The following is a 16,176-nucleotide window of genomic DNA, read 5'->3' as shown; positions in this document are numbered from 1 at the left end:
GCATAAATTTACGCCACGTTAGGCGCTCAATTAATCAGATCGTTTTTTATTTGTACAATAGATCAGGTGCTTAGTTGTTTGACTAAGTATAACCGTGATCCCAAACCCGATCGGCTTAGTAAAAATCTGATCTTTTTATAGGCTGCTTAGTAAAAAACAGATCTATTTTTAACCACGTAATCACATCTTCCAGTGCAAACTCAGTTTCGTACCTGGTTTTTTTACTGTGTTAGTAAAGTAATGATCCCGCCATGAATATCTACTCAGAAATAAAACTGTCATCTTTTTGTAAATATGTTTTGATTAACCGTAATTTGCAAAATAGTTTTAAAAATATGACGTTAATGAGGTTTTTTGTCACTATTTTGTGTTTTTTTTACCAGGATTTTAATTTACACGTTACACTTTCATAAAAATGTCATACTTAGTCATAATAATGAAAACTAATTCGATAGCGTAAGAGATAATTTGGAATGTCACGTAAAGTACTAGTCGTAGATGATGAAGCTCCTATCAGAGAGATGTTAGTTTTTGTTTTAGAGCAAAATGGATTTCAAGCAATTGAAGCAGAAGATTACGATTCTGCAATTGCAGCTATGGTTGAACCATACCCAGATATGGTTTTACTCGATTGGATGTTACCAGGCGGTAGCGGTATTCAAATTGCTAAGCAATTTAAGCAAAGTGAATACACACGCCAAATTCCAATCATTATGCTTACAGCCCGCGGCGAAGAAGAAGACAAAGTACGCGGCCTAGAAGTAGGGGCAGATGACTACGTCACTAAACCTTTTTCTCCTAAAGAGTTAATGGCTCGCATTAAAGCGGTTATTCGCCGTGTATCGCCTACCTCATTAGAAGAAGCCATAGAAGTACATGGCTTGCGTTTAGACCCAATATCGCACCGCGTTACCTCTGAGGGAAGCGAGCTTGATATGGGCCCAACCGAATTTAGATTATTACATTTTTTTATGACTCACCCAGAGCGTGTTTATAGCCGTGAGCAACTGCTTGACCATGTTTGGGGAACTAATGTGTACGTAGAAGACCGTACAGTTGATGTGCACATACGTCGTTTACGCAAAGCGATTGCACCGCTGGGGCATGATCGCTTAGTACAAACAGTACGTGGTGCAGGTTATCGTTTTTCTAGTAAATTATAAGGTACCGCAGCTAGGGTGTGAGTACGCATAAATTACTACTCAAAGGTAAAGTGAGTGTATGTATCGAGTTATTAATAAACAGGCGTTAGTAAAACGTCTGTTTATCTATTTTTTACCCCTGTTATTAGTTGGTGTGCTTATTGGTGCACCTTTTTTGCTTTTATTTTTAGGCACTTCTTCTCTTTTAGTCTGGCATTATCATCAACTTTATCGCTTAAGCGATTGGCTTTTAAATCAACGTAGCTTTAACCCACCAGAGGGCGAGGGTGCGTGGGAACAAGTATTTGAAGGCATTTATCATTTACAGCACCGTAATCGTAAAAAACGCAATGAACTGGCCGATTTAATTCGTCGCTTTCGCGATGGAGCTGAAGCCGTACCCGATGCCGTAGTGGTGTTGCAAAGTGATTTAAGCATTGTTTGGTGTAACCAACTTGCACTTAAAGTATTGGGGCTACAGTGGCCGACCGATCATGGCCAGCGCCTAGATAACCTAATACGCGAACCTAAATTTGCCAAGTACATGCTGCGCGGTGAATTTGAAGAGCCATTAGAGCTTGATAACGGGCATATTGTTGACCAAGTGCTTGAATTTAGGGTAATGCCGTATGCCAACACGCAGCTTATGGTGGTAGTACGTGATGTAACACGCCTAAAGCAGCTAGAGCAAATGCGCAAAGACTTTGTTGCCAATGTATCGCATGAGCTGCGTACGCCGCTTACGGTTGTTACTGGCTACCTTGAGATGATGGATGGCGATATGATGCCACCGCCTGCAATGTGGAATAAAGCGCAAAATACCATGCTTGAGCAATGTAAGCGTATGGACAGCTTAGTTAATCAGCTTTTATCTCTTTCGCGTATTGAAGGGGCGCGCAGGCAAGACAACGACAAAGCCATAAATGTGCCGCAAATGCTCAACTACATTAAAACCGAAGCGCAGTCTATAAACCAAGATAAAGGCCATGAGCTTATTTTTGATATAGATAATGAGCTTGATATTAAAGGCTCTGAAGATGAGCTACGCAGTGCATTTTCTAATTTAGTGTTTAACGCTATACATTACACTAAAGCGGGCGGAAAAATTGTTGTTACCTGGCAGCGTAAAGAGGGGCTTGCGCACTTTAGCGTAAATGATAATGGCGATGGTATTGCACCAGAGCATATAAATCGTTTAACTGAGCGCTTTTACCGCGTAGATAAAGCAAGGAGTCGCACAACCGGTGGCTCAGGTTTAGGCTTAGCAATTACTAAACATGTGCTTACACGTCACGATAGTAAATTAAATATAAGCAGTGAGCTTGGTAAAGGCTCGTGTTTTTCTTTCGACTTTTCAAAGGATAAGCTTGTTAACTTAGCAAGTTAAAGGCAATAAAAAGCAAAGTCATAAAAGTGTCATTTAAGAGTAATGTAACTGTCATCTACTCACTTTACAGTAGACGACAGTTAGGAAATGGGACGAACAAATCGGAGAACCCCGCATGAAATTTAAAAACTTAGTTGCCGCAATGGGTGTGGCTGTTACAACATTAGTATCTGCACAGGCTGTTGCTCTTGACGACGCAATTCCTGAATATCAAAAAATTAACGGCGTTTCAGGTAACTTTTCATCTGTAGGCTCTGATACTTTAGCTAACATGATGACTTTTTGGGCTGAAGAGTACAAACGTATTTACCCAAATGTAAATATTCAAATTCAAGCGGCAGGTTCGTCTACTGCTCCACCAGCGCTTACCGAAGGCACCTCTAACATGGGTCCTATGAGCCGTAAAATGAAATCAAAAGAAATCGAAGCGTTTGAAAAACGCTACGGTTACAAGCCTACAGAAGTGCGTGTAGCGATTGATGCATTAGCGGTATTTGTACACAAAGATAACCCAATTGAAGGCTTACGTATTGACCAAGTAGATGCTATTTTTTCATCTACTCGTAAATGTGGTGCGTCTGAGCAAGTTAACCGCTGGAGCGATGTTGGCCTAACGGGCGACTGGGCTGCAAAAGACATTCAATTATACGGACGTAACTCTGTATCAGGTACTTACGGTTACTTTAAAAAGAAAGCACTGTGTAAAGGTGACTTCCGTAACAACGTAAATGAGCAACCAGGTTCAGCCTCTGTTGTACAGTCAATCTCATCTTCATTGAACGCGATTGGTTACTCAGGCATTGGTTACAAAACGTCGGGTGTACGTACGGTTCCTTTATCTAAAAAAGGCACTAACTACGTAGATGCAACGCTTGATAATGTTGCTAAAGGTAAATACCCACTTTCTCGTTTCTTATACGTTTACGTGAACAAGCACCCTAATAAGCCGCTTTCACCAATTGAAGCTGAGTTCTTAAAAATGGTACTTTCTAAAGACGGTCAAAAAATCGTTGAAAAAGATGGTTACGTACCACTATCTGCTAAGTTAGTAGAAGCAGAGCTTAAAAAGTTAGGTTTATAATTTAAACCCAACCAATAAAAAAACCGCTCAATGAGCGGTTTTTTTATGTGTAAAATTTTAAAGCGTAAAACAGACTAACTTACTAAAAAGCGATTACAGATCAGTCAGCTTTTGCGCTTGTGCTTTACACTGATTATAGCTCTCTACACATTTGGCAGAGCACACTTGCTGTTTTAAACCTTTGTCAATCGATTGCTGATCGCAACTATTTTCGCACTGATAGTTTTGTTGTGCGCATTGGTTTAACTCAGGGTTTTTCACTTGATTTTGGCAAGCTGCTAACAATGAAAATGAAAGGGCGAGGGCACTCGTTTTAATAAATGTTTGCATGCTTATCCTTAACGTTGAACTGCGTTTTTGTTAAATCTCAACTTGTAAGTTGTCGATTAATCTAACATTGCCTAAAAAGGCGGCAGCTAAAATAACAAGTTGTGTATCATCAAGTGTAGCAGCTTTTAATGTATCTCGTTGAGCTATCTCAAAATAATCAGGCCTTAAGCCGGCTTGCTCTAAACTAAGCTGTGCGCTTTGCTCAAGTGCTTTGTAATCGGTATTGCCTGCTTTGAGCTGCTCAGCGCAACTGTTTAGTGTTTTAAATAATGCGGTAGCCGTGGCTTTTTGCTCTGCAGATAAATAGCCATTTCGCGAGCTCATAGCTAGGCCTGAAACTTCACGCATGGTCGGTACACCAACAATTTCAACCGGAATTGATAAATCGCGTACCATGGTTTTAATCACTTGCAGCTGCTGAAAATCTTTTTCGCCAAAGCATGCATAATCTGGTTGTACTAAATTAAATAACTTAGTCACTACTGTGGCAACGCCTCTAAAGTGTCCTGGGCGCGTGCCGCCACAATACCCCATAGATACGCCTGGTACATCTACAAAGCTTTGCTCACCAAGTCCATTTGGGTAAATGGTGTCTACGCTTGGGGTAAACACAATATCGGTGTTTAAGTCGGCTAAGCCTTGTTTGTCTTCGTTTAATGTACGCGGGTAGCTATCTAAATCTTCGTTGGCACCAAATTGCATTGGGTTGACAAAAATACTCACAACCACCTTATCGGCCATTGTTTTTGCCTTTTCAACCAGTGAAAAGTGGCCGCGGTGTAAGTTGCCCATGGTTGGCACTAAAGCCACGCTTAAACCTGCTTGGCGCCAAGCTTTAATTTGACTACGTAATGATTTAATTTCAGTAATTGACTGCATTATTTAAACTCATGTTCGGCGCTTGGAAATGCGCCACTTTTAACGTCTGTACAATATTTTTTAACTGCATCTGGCATGTTGCCAGTTTCCAGTAAAAAGTTTTTAGAGAATTTAGGAATGTATCCTGCCGAAATACCGACTAAGTCGTGCATTACCAGTATTTGGCCATCCGTTACATTACCTGCGCCAATACCTATGGTAGGAATGGTGACGGCATCGGTAATGCGTTTAGCGAGCGCACTTGGGATACACTCAAGCACTAATAATTGGGCACCTGCGGCTTCTAGGGCTTTTGCATCATCAATCATTTTTTGCGCTTTGTCGTCTTCGCGGCCTTGAATTTTAAAGCCACCAAATACGTGTACTGATTGCGGCGTTAATCCTAAATGGCCACAAACAGGAATACCTTGCTGCGTTAAACTTTTAATGCTGTCGTAAAGCCATTCACCGCCTTCAAGTTTTACCATATTAGCGCCTGCACGCATTAACTCTGCTGCATTTTTACAGGTGTCGCTAACGTTTGAATAGCTCATAAAGGGCATATCGGCTATTACAAAAAGCTCACGGCTGCCACCGCGTACACAGCGGGTATGATAGGCTATATCTTGATTGGTTACGCCTAGGGTATCGTCGCCACCTTGCAGCACCATGCCCAAAGAATCGCCAACTAAAATAACGTCCACACCGTTATCATGAAATAACTTAGCAAAACTGGCATCGTAAGCGGTTAATGCGGTGATTTTGTTATTTTCTGCTTTCATTTTATTTAAAGTAGAAACGGTTATTTTAGACATAATATCCTCGCAGGCATAAGCCTTGGTTAATTACAGAGGTAATTGTTGTAAGTCGTTGAGCGGTAAGTCTTGCGCAATGGTTTTTAATGCAATGCCGCTTGGTAAAATCAGTTCTGGGGCAAGCTCAAGTAAAGGGTAAACTACAAACTCACGTTCGCACAGGCCATAATGTGGCACAGTTAAGCGCTGGGTATTAATCACTTGCTGACCAAACAGTAAGGTGTCTATATCGAGCGTACGCGGCCCCCAACGTTCGGCTTTTCTTACCCGCCCATGTTCAAGCTCTATGGCTTGAGTTAAATCAAGTAATTGCTCAGGTTCAAGCGCGGTTTTAATACACGCTACGGCATTTACATAGTCGGGTTGATCTTGTGGGCCCATTGGTTTGCTTGCATAGTAATGCGATACACTTATAAATTCACAATGAGGCAGCTTTTTAAGCGCACAAACGGCGTTATCAAGCTGCTCTTTGGGTGAGTTTAGGTTGGCACCTAAACCCAAATATACACACTGCATGCAATTACTCGGCTGGCTTTTTAGTGGTGCGGCGGCGCGGACGTTTACGTGGTTTTGGCCCACCTTGGTGGCCTAGATTTTTTACCATTTCTTTTTGGCCATTAATATCTAGGCTCAAGTATTGTGTCCACCACTGGGCAAGCTCACTATGTTGGTGCTCACCGGCATCAACACGTAACAATAAAAAGTCATAAGCGGCTTTAAATCGTGGCTGCTGGGTAAGTCTGTAAGCGCGTTGGCCGGCACGTTTATCTAAACGTTGCTGTATATGCCAAATGTCGCGTGCGCCTAAGGTAAAGCGTTTAGGTACTGCAATATGCTGGGCATTTTCGCTCAGTACTTTATTCATGGCTTGAGCAAAGGCATCAAAGTAAGACAGCTGTTCTTGTTGTTTAATTTTAGTTGTGCGCTCAAGCAGCGGAAACCACATTAAAGCAGCAAATATAAACGCAGGCGTTACTTTTTTATCTGCATTAATGCGTTTATCGGTGTTTTGAAACATTTGCTGAATAAACGCCGCTTCTAAGCCGTCAGGGTTTTTATCTAAAATTTTATCAAGCACCGGAAATAACGACTTAAATAAGCCGTATTGGCGTAGCATTAAATAGTTAGCTTCGGCTTTACCGTTTAAAAACAGCTTTAGAACTTCTTCAAATAAACGCGCTGGCGGTATGTTATCAAGTAGACTGGCAAGCGCAGTAATTGGCTTTTCGCTTTTTGGCGCTATGCTCATATCAAGCTTGGTTGCAAAGCGTACCGCACGTAGCATACGTACAGGGTCTTCGCGGTAGCGTGTTTCTGGGTCGCCAATTAACTCAATTTGTTTTGCTTGTATAGCCGCTAAGCCATTGGCGTAATCGTATATACAAAAATCGTTAATAGAGTAATACAGCGCGTTGATAGAAAAATCACGGCGCTCGGCGTCTTCTTCAATGCTACCAAACACGTTATCGCGCAGTAACTGCCCGTGCTCGCTTGATTGGCTAATTTGGTTTTTGTCTTCTTGCGCTTCGTGGTGCCCGCGCATGGTGGCTACTTCTATAATTTCGCGACCAAAAACAATATGTGCTAAGCGAAAACGACGGCCAATTAGGCGGCAATTTCTAAATAGTTTTTTAACTTGCTCTGGGGTGGCATTGGTAACAACGTCAAAGTCTTTTGGTTGTTGACCTAACAATATATCGCGAATACAACCACCTACAAGGTAAGCGTCGTAACCACCGTCTTTTAAACGGTAAAGTACTTTGATTGCATTTGGGCTAAATTGTTTACGTGAAATACCATGTTCGCCGCGTGTTACAACAACCGGTTCATCACTTGTTTGAGTGCTTTGCACATCGGCATTTGGGCCGATTATTTGCCTGCAAAATTGAAAAAGCTTGGAAATAATAATCTGTCTCCTACAGAAATGATGATTGGCTGGTCATCGCAATCAAAAGCACATAAATTAAGTATTATAGTGCGGTGCTTTGTATTTATTGTAAATAGCCTCTATTTAGGCGGCTATCATATACCAGCGCGGTATAAAAATTAAGTTGATGGACTGAAATTAAGCCGTTTTTAAGTTTTTTATTAGCTTAAATGCGTAAATTTAGTGCTGTTTGGATACTGACCTTGCGATATTTGTATTTCGGGTATGTTTGGCACCGCTGTTAAGCTAAATTCGTTAATAGCCCACACCATTAATTGCTCCACAGACAAATCATTCAATTGGCTATGCACAGGTAAGTTTAAAAATTCAAACGCATCAATAAGCGCAGGTTTTGGATTGTCTGTGCTAATAGCGGGCGCATAATTTTGTTTAGAGAGTTTAAAACCAGGCTCGGCCACCGCAAGGGGTAAATGTGCGTATTGGGGAATGGGCGCATTAAGCTGTTTAAATAAACTGATTTGCCGTGCTGTAGGCTCGATTAAATCGGCGCCACGTACCACACGATTAATACCTTGCTCAATGTCATCAATAACCACGACTAGCTGGTAGGCAAATAATCCGTCACTGCGCTTTATTATGTAATCTTCATGGGCTAATGCACTATTTACAGTAATATCGCCTTGAATCAAATCGTTAAAATGGCATGTAGGGTGCTGTTGGCTAAGACGAAGTGCGCCTTGCTCTGTTGATAAGTTAAGCGTTTTGCAGTGACCTTGGTAAATGCCACCCATGGCTTTTATTTGTTTGCGAGAACAGCGACAACCATACACACATTGTTGGTGGATCAGCTTGTTTGTTATCTCTTGATAAAGAGGTAGGCGCTGAGTTTGATAAACAACGGATTCGTCCCAGTAAAGGCCGTAGGCTTGTAAGGTATTTAGAATATGGGTGTCGGCATTTTTAACCACGCGGGTGGTGTCTATATCTTCAATGCGCACTAACCATTTACCCTGATTTACTTTAGCATCAAGGTAGCTGCCCACAGCCGCCACAAGTGAGCCAAAATGAAGTGGCCCAGAAGGAGACGGTGCAAATCGACCGCGATAGTCACGCTTTGGCGTGGTAACGGCTGTAGGAGACATAGTTAACTAATTTTAATTAACCGCGCCCAGCTTGTTTTTCTTTAATTTCTGCAAGGGTTTTACAGTCTACGCATAAATCTGCGGTTGGACGCGCCTCTAAACGACGAATACCAATTTCGATTCCGCATGACTCACAAAAGCCAAAATCATCTTCTTTAATTAAGATAATTGTTTTTTCAATTTTTTTGATCAGTTTACGTTCGCGGTCGCGAGTACGAAGTTCTAAAGAGAACTCTTCTTCTTGCGCAGCGCGGTCAACTGGATCAGGAAAGTTGGCAGCTTCGTCTTGCATATGCGATTTTGTGCGGTCAACTTCATTACGTAAGTCGTTACGCCACGCTTCTAAAATCGCTTTAAAATGAGCACGTTGTGCTTCATTCATATACTCTTCGCCCGGCTTTTCTTGGTATGGTTCTAAACCGGCTTGAGCCAATAAACCATGTCTTTGTTGGTCTGGCATAACTCTCTCCTAAATCCTTAATTTAATGCCTCAGCATTAGCCGGCGGTATAAATAGCAGAATCTTATACCCTAGGCAAATTTATTTTTTAATTAATCGAATTAGCTTCAACCAGTGTGTTGACTAAAAAGGCTCATATTTTGATTTTGATGCTTTATTAATCGTTATTTCGGTATTTAAACTTGCCTAGTTATATGGGCATAAAGTTTAAAAGCAAGTTAAATTTTTTATTTAAAGGTCACTTTCTCACTAAGCGTTACTTCACTAGGCGAAATAGATGCCTTATAAGCGTATACCTCCACGCCTTTTTTAATCGCGTGGTTTAATAAGTCGCTGTATTTTTTATCTATGTGGCTTGCTGCACTCACAATATTAATACCTTGGTGTAAAACAGCGAACAGTAATACTGCGCGGTGGCCTTGTTCGATCATTTCTATTAATTCGCGAATGTGTTTTTGCCCACGCACGGTTTGCGCATCCGGAAAGTAGCCTTGCCCACTTTGTGGTGCGGTTTCGCTTAACAAGGTGACTGACTTTACCTCTACATAGCAAGCGGGTTTATTGTCACTGGTGAGTAAAAAGTCGATACGGCTGTTTTCGCTGCCGTATTTTACTTCACTTTGAAGCTGCTCGTAGCCGTTAAGCTCTGTAATAACCTGGTTGTTGATAGCCTCTTCGACCACTTTATTTGCCACGGCGGTATTAACGCATATTAATTGCGAGAGGGTGTTTTGAGTGAGCTCTAACGACTGAGGGTATTTTCGTTTACTGTTATCGCTGGTTGAATAAAAAGCGCTAAAACCTGGCTCTGCGCAACCTGTCATTTTACCGGTGTTGGCGCAGTGGGCGGTAAATTCAGTTCCATCGTTAAGTTGGAGATCGGCTAAAAAGCGTTTATAGCGTTTTAATAACGTGGCGGGCTGTAAAGCTGGGGTGTATTTCATTTAAATTCCAATGCTAAACGCTGCAGATGCGTTGGTTTATGTTATTTATCTCAAGCTGTTGGGAACTTGTACTCACTATAGTAAACTCGGTGGCACATTTAAGTGTAAGGGTATTCTAACATGAGTGAAAAATTTGTTGTTCAACTAAGCGAGCAAGCAGCACCAAGCCATTGGGGCGAAAACGCGGCGTTGTCTTTTAACGAGCAAGGCGCAACGGTTCATTTATCTGAGCAAGAAACATTAAAAAATGTTCAAAAAGCGGCGCGAACAATTGTAAGCCAAGGTGTTAAACAGGTTGAGCTTGCGGGCGATACATGGTGCACAGAAAGCCAATGGGCTTTTTACCAAGGGTTTGTAACACCTAAATCATTACATGGTGTTGAATTTGTTGATAACGCACAATCAGATCTAAACGAGCTTGCGCATTTAAAAGCCTCAGCTACGTGGGCACGAGAAATGGTAAACGGCACAGCCGATGACATTTACCCTGAAAGCCTTGCTGAAAAAGCCGCCGAATTTATTCAATCGTTAGCGCCTGAACACGTAAGCTACCAAATTATTAAAGGCGATGCGTTATTAGAGCAACAGTGGATTGGTATTCATGCTGTGGGCCGTGGCTCTGAGCGTCCACCTGTTTTACTTGAGCTTGATTACAACCCAACAGGCGATGAAAGCGCGCCGGTAAGCGCGGCGCTTGTAGGTAAAGGTATTACGTTTGACTCTGGCGGTTACTCAATTAAATCTAGCGAAGGTATGCTAGGAATGAAGTGCGACATGGGTGGCGCGGCAACGGTAACAGCGGGTTTAGCACTGGCTATTAACCGCGGTATAGGAAAACGCATTAAGCTATTTTTATGCTGTGCAGAGAACTTAATTTCGGGCCACGCTTACAAACTAGGTGATATTTTAACCTACAAAAATGGCACAACCGTTGAAATTGTAAACACCGATGCTGAAGGGCGTTTAGTGCTTGCCGATGGCCTAATGGCTGCAGGCGAAACTGGCGCAGAGCTAATCATAGATGCGGCAACACTTACCGGTGCTGCACTCGTTGCTGTAGGGCAAGAGTACAACGCATTATTTGCCCTGGATAAAGAGCTGGTACGCGAAGTAGAAGACTTTGCATCGCAAGAAATGGAAGCTGCATGGCCTCTTCCGCTTGAAAAATGGCACCAGCAAAACTGCCCATCTCCATATGCTGATACGGCAAATAGCCGCGCTCAAAAAGGTGGCGGTTACGGCGGCGCATCAAATGCAGCAGGCTTTTTATCTCGCTTTGTACCAAACGATGGTAAAGGTTGGGTACACATTGATTTAGCTGCAGCATTTAATATGGGTAGCACTAGCCAATGGGCTGCAGGTGCAACTACGCAAGGTATGCGCACAGTGGCACGTACATTGTTAGAAAAAGCTTAATAGTACGTAACTAGGCGTTTAATACATAAAATAGGCACCAATTGGTGTCTATTTTGCTATTTGCAGGCAAGCAATTTATTTTTATTTACGGTAAAATCCTTCGCCAATACCTGTTTGGGTGTTTAATTATTGGCTAAAGTGCCTACACTCAAATGTTATACTCACCACTGGGGTTCTAAACTATGTCAGATAAGTGCTACATCACAGCTCAACAGCTACTTGAAGATTCATTCCGCGTAGCGGCACAAGTTTATAAAGATGGCTTTCGTCCAGACTTTATAATTGGTATTTGGCGAGGTGGTGCACCTATTGGTATTGCTGTGCAAGAATACTACGACTACAAAGGCATTGAGACTGATCACATTGCGGTGCGTACGTCGTCTTATTACGGTATTGGCAAGCAATCTAAAGAAATAAAAGTACACGGCCTACACTACATTGTAGAAAACGCTAATGCTGGTGACTCACTGCTTATTGTTGATGATGTGTTTGATTCTGGCCGCAGTATATTTGCACTAAAAGAAAAGCTTTCTGAGCTTATGCGCTTAAATTTACCACGCGATATTCGTGTGGCATGTCCGTACTATAAGCCTAAAAACTCAAAAGTAGAGATGGTGCCAGATTACTTTATTCATGAGTCAGAAGAGTGGTTAGTGTTCCCGCATGAGTTATCGGGTTTAACGCCAGATGAAATAATTGAAGGTAAATCTGATTTAGTAAATATCCAAGATATTTTATTAGATAAGTAATTGCCTAAGCGTTAAGTAGGAGTTTATTTGCGCGGGGGCGTGTTTGTGTACTCGTTTTAAATAAATTGCTGCTATAGCGCAGTGCTAATAAATACCATAAAAACTAAAAAAGGCCATTACGGCCTTTTTTTGTGTCTGATTTTTTTACAGCTGCGCAAAACTGTCTACGTAATCACTTAAACTTTGTGTATCGACCGCTTTTAGCCCATGGGAGCTGCGCTGCACTAAGCCTTTTTCAACAAGCTCGGTAACTACGCGGCGATAAGCTCGCTCAGTGGTTGCAAAGCGCTCTGCTTCGGCGTTAACGGTTGGGTATGCGCGCAGTAGCGTTGGGTTATTGTTCTCGGCGCGTAGTAAGCAGTCTTTAGCTATGTTGTAGCTTAAAGGCAGCAGTAACTTATCTAAATTAATTTTTTGGTTTTCTTGAAACTTAGCCGCAATGGTTTGCGCGGTGTATAAGCTCAGCTCTGGCTTTTCGAGTAGTAATGCTCGCCAGTGGCGAAGCTCTATTAAATTATAGGTTACATCGCTAAAACAGGTGACCGTATAAATACATGGGTTATTGTTTAGTGCTTCTATTTCACCAATTAGGGTGTTGTTGCAATCTAATTGGCCTAATAATAGGCGGCGTCCGTTACCTACGTCATAACTAAATGAAATAGTACCGCTGCGCACCAGCACAAGTTTACTAAGTGGTTGATCTTGGTGGATCAGCACTTCTTTTTTTGATTGTTGATAGCTACTCCCTGCAAAAGTGAGTAATTGTTCAACAAGGTAACTAGAAAAATGGTATTGAAACATCAATATGCTCTTCGGACAATTGTCCTATTTATTACACCTTAATGACGATATTATTAAGGCTCTAAGAATTTACGCTAACTTGCTACTGTATTTAGCCTTGCTAAGTACGTAATACCTTCATTTCCCGTGTAATGATTTAGGAAGCTATTGGCTACAACCAATATACTTTTTAAGGTTTTTTAAGCAAGTTAGTTTTTTTTATTTTATACCAATCAGCCTAATTAAGTGATCAATTTTAAGGCTAGGAAAACGTGTTGATAGCTAGGCAAAAAATCGCTATTTAGTCGTTCTCGGCAATTGCTCCTACATTGCTCTACCTTCTGCATCCATGCAGTCGTAAATGAGCATTTTTTAACGCAGGTAGCGACACGTTTAGCCCACAAAATGATTGAGTATTATTGCGCATTGGTATTAAACGTTGTAACACTGACAAGTGCCACACGTTAGCATTGGCGTAATGCTAACCTAAAGGGTAGGAGAGAACAATTGAGTTGGGAATATTTAGGTTATATTGCATCAGCTTTCTTGGTTGCATCGTTAACAATGACCGATGTAGTAAAACTGCGTTGGTATAATATGTTTGGTTGTATTGTATTTACTATTTACGGTGTGGCTATTGGTGCAGTGCCTGTTGCGTTTACTAATGGCTTATTAGCGCTGGTAAATATGTACCATATTATAAAGCTCTACCGACAGCCTAAAGTTAATATTGAAAAAGGGAATGCATAAGCATTCCCTTTTTTACGCTTAATCTATTTTTTCTTCTTTGATTTCTTTTTCATAGCGTAATTCTCCAGCTACCCAAGTCTGTAAAACCTGTGTTTTATAAATCTCATCGACAGGGGCTTTAAAATAGTCTTTGTCTATTAAAATAAAGTCTGCCCATTTTCCGTTTTCTAAGCTGCCTATTTTAAACTCTTGGTGCGCTGCATACGCGCCGCCAAGTGTAAACGCTCTTAGGGCTTGTTCGCGGCTTAGCACTTCGCTTGCGCGCCAGCCGTTCTCAGGCAGCATATTATGATCCATACGGGTAATGGCTGAATACAAGCCATCAAAAGGGTTTGCCAGCTCTACTGGGTAGTCAGAGCCTGCTGCAATCACAGAGCCTTGCTTTAAAAATGTTTGCCATGCATATGCACCTTGTAATTGGTTATCGGTCAAGCGCTGCTGAGCCATATGCATATCTGAGGTGGCATGCACAGGCTGCATAGATGGAATGATTTTAAGTGCTTTAAAGCGCGGAATGTCATCAGGGGTGACTATTTGCGCGTGTTCAATGCGGTTACGCAGTAGCATACCGCCCGTTTGCTTAAACACGTTTTGATACGCATCAAGTACCACTTTATTTGCCTTATCACCAATTGCATGAGTGTTGGCGCTAAAGCCATTTTTGAAGCTTAAAGTAAATAATTCTTCAAGCTTGGCTTGGGTTTCTAGCATTAGGCCGTGGTGGTTTTTTCTATCTGCGTAGTCATCAATTAGCGCAGCCCCGCGCGAGCCTAATGCGCCATCGGCATATACTTTTACACTGCGGATAGACATAAACGATGCAGCATCTTGATAGCGCCCTGCCTTAAGCATGTGCTTTAAATCAGGGCTAGCAGCACTTAGCATAGCGACAATTCTTAGTGGCAAATTACCTTGCTCGCTGCGCTCTTTGTAAACTTCCCAGGTGGTTTTATCAATACCGGCATCGTGAGTAGAGGTAATGCCTAAGCTTAATAAGTGCGCGCCTGCGGCATCTAGCGAGTCGCTTATAGCTTGTTTTGAAGGAGCGCTCATATGCTGGGTAATTAACGACTCGGCCTTATCAACAAAAATACCGGTTGGATTACCAAATTCATCTTTAATAATTTCGCCGCCGTCAGGGGCTTGAGTGGCTGCGGTAATACCGGCCAGCTCTAAGGCTTTGCTGTTAACCCAAATTGCATGGCTGTCAACGCGCGAAAGTACCACTGGACGGTCATTGACTACTTTGTCTAAGTCTTTGGCGGTAGGAAAGCGCGTGTCGCTCCACAGCTCTTGGTTCCAGCCTCGCCCTAATATCCAGCCTTGTTTATTTTTCGCAAATTGCTCTAACTTTGTGGTTATTTCAGCGACCGATTTAGCGCCGCGTACATCAAGTTGCGATAAGTTATCGCCAAGGCCAATTACATGCCCGTGAGCGTCAATCAACCCTGGCAGTAACGTATTACCTTTGGCATCAATAAGTTTGGCATCAGGAAAAGTGTTTTTAAGCGTATCATCTCCAGTTTTAACAACTTTACCGTTTTTAATCACTAAAGTAGAAAACGTTTGAATACCACCTTGGTATAAGGGAGTGTAACCATTAGCGTTGTAAATGACCTGCGTTTGCGCAATCGCAGTGCTGCTTACAAATAAACCGGTAAGCAGTAGTGGGTTAAATAGTTTTTTGAGTTGCATAAATTGGTTATTTTTTATTGTTAGTAAAATAACCCTAGCAAACTCACTTTTAGAATACCAATATGTTGAGGTAGATAGCTTAAAAGCGTAAGGGCTGTTAAAAATTTAGCGCTTACGCTTATAAAAAAGAGTTACTTACTGGCGTATATGCCATATTCCGAAAGGGTAAGTCTGCCGTCTTTATCTTTATCATAACTTGAAAAACGCGACCAAAGGGCGGGGTCAATGGCGGTTTCTGAACGGGTTAAAAAGCCATCGTGGTTACGGTCAAACTTTTCAAATTTATCGGCAACTTCTGTACTTTGGCCAAGGCTTACATCGCTAAAAAGGCCAAGCGCAACAAGCGCTAAATAGCTTACAGTCTTCATACTTATACTCAGTAAAGGTTATTGGTTAAATAGTCTTTAAACTCAAGAAGCGAGATTTGTTTGTCTTGGTTTTTATCCCAGCGAGTAAAGGTGCTGAGTAGCTGAGGCTGTGGCTCTAATTCGTCTTCTGTTAAGAAGCCGCTTTTATTGGCATCAAGGTGATCAAAACGTTGTTTAACATCTAACGCAACAGCATTAAAGCTGATCATAGTAATAGCGATAACACTAAAAAAAACACACTTCATGGTTTTCCTTCCAACATACAGTGTTTGTAGATTAATAAAAAAAGCACTTGCCATAATTTAACTTCCCAACATTAAATCCGTTTACACATTCCCTCAGGGATTATGGCAAATGCTTTTGAAACCTACC

18 protein-coding genes are annotated in these 16,176 nt (G+C 41.8%); 6 read left to right on the top strand and 12 right to left on the bottom strand.

Features of this window, described 5'->3' with window-relative positions; translation table 11 throughout:
• Positions 1 to 473 precede the first annotated feature (473 nt).
• The 3 genes from phoB to PSH50_RS05815 all read left to right on the top strand — a co-directional run bounded on the left by phoB (position 474) and on the right by PSH50_RS05815 (position 3,610).
• Positions 474 to 1,163: a phosphate regulon transcriptional regulator PhoB gene (phoB, locus tag PSH50_RS05825; protein ID WP_004586083.1), complete on the top strand. Its 690-nt coding sequence runs from the start codon at positions 474 to 476 to the stop codon at positions 1,161 to 1,163.
• A 58-nt stretch (positions 1,164 to 1,221) separates the two neighbouring features.
• The gene (gene phoR / locus PSH50_RS05820; RefSeq protein ID WP_004586084.1) at positions 1,222 to 2,529 is read left to right on the top strand and encodes a phosphate regulon sensor histidine kinase PhoR; all 1,308 of its coding nucleotides are present in this window, start codon (positions 1,222 to 1,224) and stop codon (positions 2,527 to 2,529) included.
• 115 nt (positions 2,530 to 2,644) lie between these two features.
• Positions 2,645 to 3,610 carry a PstS family phosphate ABC transporter substrate-binding protein gene (locus PSH50_RS05815; RefSeq protein ID WP_004586085.1) on the top strand — a complete coding sequence of 322 codons (966 nt, stop codon included), beginning with the start codon at positions 2,645 to 2,647 and terminating at the stop codon, positions 3,608 to 3,610.
• Positions 3,611 to 3,703: 93 nt separating this feature from the next.
• Here PSH50_RS05815 and PSH50_RS05810 read toward each other — a convergent pair whose 3' ends face one another.
• From PSH50_RS05810 to sfsA, 8 genes are all read right to left on the bottom strand, one after another.
• Positions 3,704 to 3,940 (bottom strand): hypothetical protein, encoded by a 237-nt coding sequence (locus PSH50_RS05810; protein ID WP_024033192.1) that lies wholly within the window; start codon positions 3,938 to 3,940, stop codon positions 3,704 to 3,706.
• A gap of 30 nt (positions 3,941 to 3,970) precedes the next feature.
• A complete protein-coding gene (gene panC, locus PSH50_RS05805; protein WP_273587422.1) occupies positions 3,971 to 4,819 on the bottom strand; it encodes a pantoate--beta-alanine ligase in 849 nt (282 codons plus the stop codon).
• Positions 4,819 to 5,613: a 3-methyl-2-oxobutanoate hydroxymethyltransferase gene (gene panB / locus PSH50_RS05800; RefSeq protein ID WP_055252800.1), complete on the bottom strand. Its 795-nt coding sequence runs from the start codon at positions 5,611 to 5,613 to the stop codon at positions 4,819 to 4,821. The genes panC and panB overlap by 1 nt, the downstream gene beginning before the upstream one ends.
• Positions 5,614 to 5,643: 30 nt before the next feature.
• Positions 5,644 to 6,129, bottom strand: a complete 486-nt coding sequence (gene folK / locus PSH50_RS05795) for a 2-amino-4-hydroxy-6-hydroxymethyldihydropteridine diphosphokinase (protein ID WP_029773910.1) — start codon at positions 6,127 to 6,129, stop codon at positions 5,644 to 5,646.
• Between the two features lie 4 nt (positions 6,130 to 6,133).
• Positions 6,134 to 7,483: a polynucleotide adenylyltransferase PcnB gene (gene pcnB / locus PSH50_RS05790; RefSeq protein WP_171036107.1), complete on the bottom strand. Its 1,350-nt coding sequence runs from the start codon at positions 7,481 to 7,483 to the stop codon at positions 6,134 to 6,136.
• 218 nt (positions 7,484 to 7,701) lie between these two features.
• The gene (gluQRS, locus tag PSH50_RS05785) at positions 7,702 to 8,643 is read right to left on the bottom strand and encodes a tRNA glutamyl-Q(34) synthetase GluQRS (protein ID WP_273587423.1); all 942 of its coding nucleotides are present in this window, start codon (positions 8,641 to 8,643) and stop codon (positions 7,702 to 7,704) included.
• Positions 8,644 to 8,659: 16 nt separating this feature from the next.
• Positions 8,660 to 9,103, bottom strand: coding sequence for an RNA polymerase-binding protein DksA (gene dksA, locus PSH50_RS05780; protein ID WP_004586092.1), 444 nt, complete (start codon positions 9,101 to 9,103; stop codon positions 8,660 to 8,662).
• A 226-nt stretch (positions 9,104 to 9,329) separates the two neighbouring features.
• The gene (gene sfsA, locus PSH50_RS05775) at positions 9,330 to 10,046 is read right to left on the bottom strand and encodes a DNA/RNA nuclease SfsA (RefSeq protein ID WP_273587424.1); all 717 of its coding nucleotides are present in this window, start codon (positions 10,044 to 10,046) and stop codon (positions 9,330 to 9,332) included.
• A gap of 120 nt (positions 10,047 to 10,166) precedes the next feature.
• Between sfsA and pepB the strand changes: the two genes are divergently transcribed.
• Complete coding sequence (pepB, locus tag PSH50_RS05770; protein ID WP_273587425.1) at positions 10,167 to 11,462, top strand: aminopeptidase PepB; 1,296 nt, start codon at positions 10,167 to 10,169, stop codon at positions 11,460 to 11,462.
• Between the two features lie 182 nt (positions 11,463 to 11,644).
• Positions 11,645 to 12,211, top strand: coding sequence for a phosphoribosyltransferase (locus PSH50_RS05765; RefSeq protein ID WP_004586095.1), 567 nt, complete (start codon positions 11,645 to 11,647; stop codon positions 12,209 to 12,211).
• 144 nt (positions 12,212 to 12,355) lie between these two features.
• Here the strand turns inward: PSH50_RS05765 and PSH50_RS05760 are convergent, their stop codons facing one another.
• Positions 12,356 to 13,012: a Crp/Fnr family transcriptional regulator gene (locus PSH50_RS05760; protein ID WP_004586096.1), complete on the bottom strand. Its 657-nt coding sequence runs from the start codon at positions 13,010 to 13,012 to the stop codon at positions 12,356 to 12,358.
• 486 nt (positions 13,013 to 13,498) lie between these two features.
• Between PSH50_RS05760 and PSH50_RS05755 the strand changes: the two genes are divergently transcribed.
• Positions 13,499 to 13,741, top strand: coding sequence for a YgjV family protein (locus PSH50_RS05755; RefSeq protein WP_024033185.1), 243 nt, complete (start codon positions 13,499 to 13,501; stop codon positions 13,739 to 13,741).
• A gap of 18 nt (positions 13,742 to 13,759) precedes the next feature.
• Here the strand turns inward: PSH50_RS05755 and PSH50_RS05750 are convergent, their stop codons facing one another.
• The 3 genes from PSH50_RS05750 to PSH50_RS05740 form a co-directional block, all read right to left on the bottom strand.
• The gene (locus tag PSH50_RS05750; protein ID WP_273587426.1) at positions 13,760 to 15,436 is read right to left on the bottom strand and encodes an amidohydrolase; all 1,677 of its coding nucleotides are present in this window, start codon (positions 15,434 to 15,436) and stop codon (positions 13,760 to 13,762) included.
• A 131-nt stretch (positions 15,437 to 15,567) separates the two neighbouring features.
• Complete coding sequence (locus tag PSH50_RS05745) at positions 15,568 to 15,804, bottom strand: calcium-binding protein (RefSeq protein WP_004586100.1); 237 nt, start codon at positions 15,802 to 15,804, stop codon at positions 15,568 to 15,570.
• A gap of 8 nt (positions 15,805 to 15,812) precedes the next feature.
• Positions 15,813 to 16,049, bottom strand: a complete 237-nt coding sequence (locus PSH50_RS05740) for a calcium dependent protein (RefSeq protein WP_024033183.1) — start codon at positions 16,047 to 16,049, stop codon at positions 15,813 to 15,815.
• Positions 16,050 to 16,176 lie beyond the last annotated feature (127 nt).

It is taken from the genome of Pseudoalteromonas sp. Angola-7 (genome assembly GCF_028599255.1).
In the GTDB taxonomy this organism is placed as follows: domain Bacteria; phylum Pseudomonadota; class Gammaproteobacteria; order Enterobacterales; family Alteromonadaceae; genus Pseudoalteromonas; species Pseudoalteromonas atlantica.
This window is presented reverse-complemented; position numbering and strand designations above follow the sequence as displayed.

Excerpts from the sequence above, each read along its gene's own strand:
- phoB (WP_004586083.1), top strand. The coding sequence starts at position 474 with ATGTCACGTAAAGTACTAGTCGTAGATGATGAAGCTCCTATCAGAGAG.
- phoR (WP_004586084.1), top strand. The coding sequence starts at position 1,222 with ATGTATCGAGTTATTAATAAACAGGCGTTAGTAAAACGTCTGTTTATC.
- PSH50_RS05815 (WP_004586085.1), top strand. The coding sequence starts at position 2,645 with ATGAAATTTAAAAACTTAGTTGCCGCAATGGGTGTGGCTGTTACAACA.
- PSH50_RS05810 (WP_024033192.1), bottom strand. The coding sequence starts at position 3,940 with ATGCAAACATTTATTAAAACGAGTGCCCTCGCCCTTTCATTTTCATTG.
- panC (WP_273587422.1), bottom strand. The coding sequence starts at position 4,819 with ATGCAGTCAATTACTGAAATTAAATCATTACGTAGTCAAATTAAAGCT.
- panB (WP_055252800.1), bottom strand. The coding sequence starts at position 5,613 with ATGTCTAAAATAACCGTTTCTACTTTAAATAAAATGAAAGCAGAAAAT.
- folK (WP_029773910.1), bottom strand. The coding sequence starts at position 6,129 with ATGCAGTGTGTATATTTGGGTTTAGGTGCCAACCTAAACTCACCCAAA.
- gluQRS (WP_273587423.1), bottom strand. The coding sequence starts at position 8,643 with ATGTCTCCTACAGCCGTTACCACGCCAAAGCGTGACTATCGCGGTCGA.
- dksA (WP_004586092.1), bottom strand. The coding sequence starts at position 9,103 with ATGCCAGACCAACAAAGACATGGTTTATTGGCTCAAGCCGGTTTAGAA.
- sfsA (WP_273587424.1), bottom strand. The coding sequence starts at position 10,046 with ATGAAATACACCCCAGCTTTACAGCCCGCCACGTTATTAAAACGCTAT.
- pepB (WP_273587425.1), top strand. The coding sequence starts at position 10,167 with ATGAGTGAAAAATTTGTTGTTCAACTAAGCGAGCAAGCAGCACCAAGC.
- PSH50_RS05765 (WP_004586095.1), top strand. The coding sequence starts at position 11,645 with ATGTCAGATAAGTGCTACATCACAGCTCAACAGCTACTTGAAGATTCA.
- PSH50_RS05760 (WP_004586096.1), bottom strand. The coding sequence starts at position 13,012 with ATGTTTCAATACCATTTTTCTAGTTACCTTGTTGAACAATTACTCACT.
- PSH50_RS05750 (WP_273587426.1), bottom strand. The coding sequence starts at position 15,436 with ATGCAACTCAAAAAACTATTTAACCCACTACTGCTTACCGGTTTATTT.
- PSH50_RS05745 (WP_004586100.1), bottom strand. The coding sequence starts at position 15,804 with ATGAAGACTGTAAGCTATTTAGCGCTTGTTGCGCTTGGCCTTTTTAGC.
- PSH50_RS05740 (WP_024033183.1), bottom strand. The coding sequence starts at position 16,049 with ATGAAGTGTGTTTTTTTTAGTGTTATCGCTATTACTATGATCAGCTTT.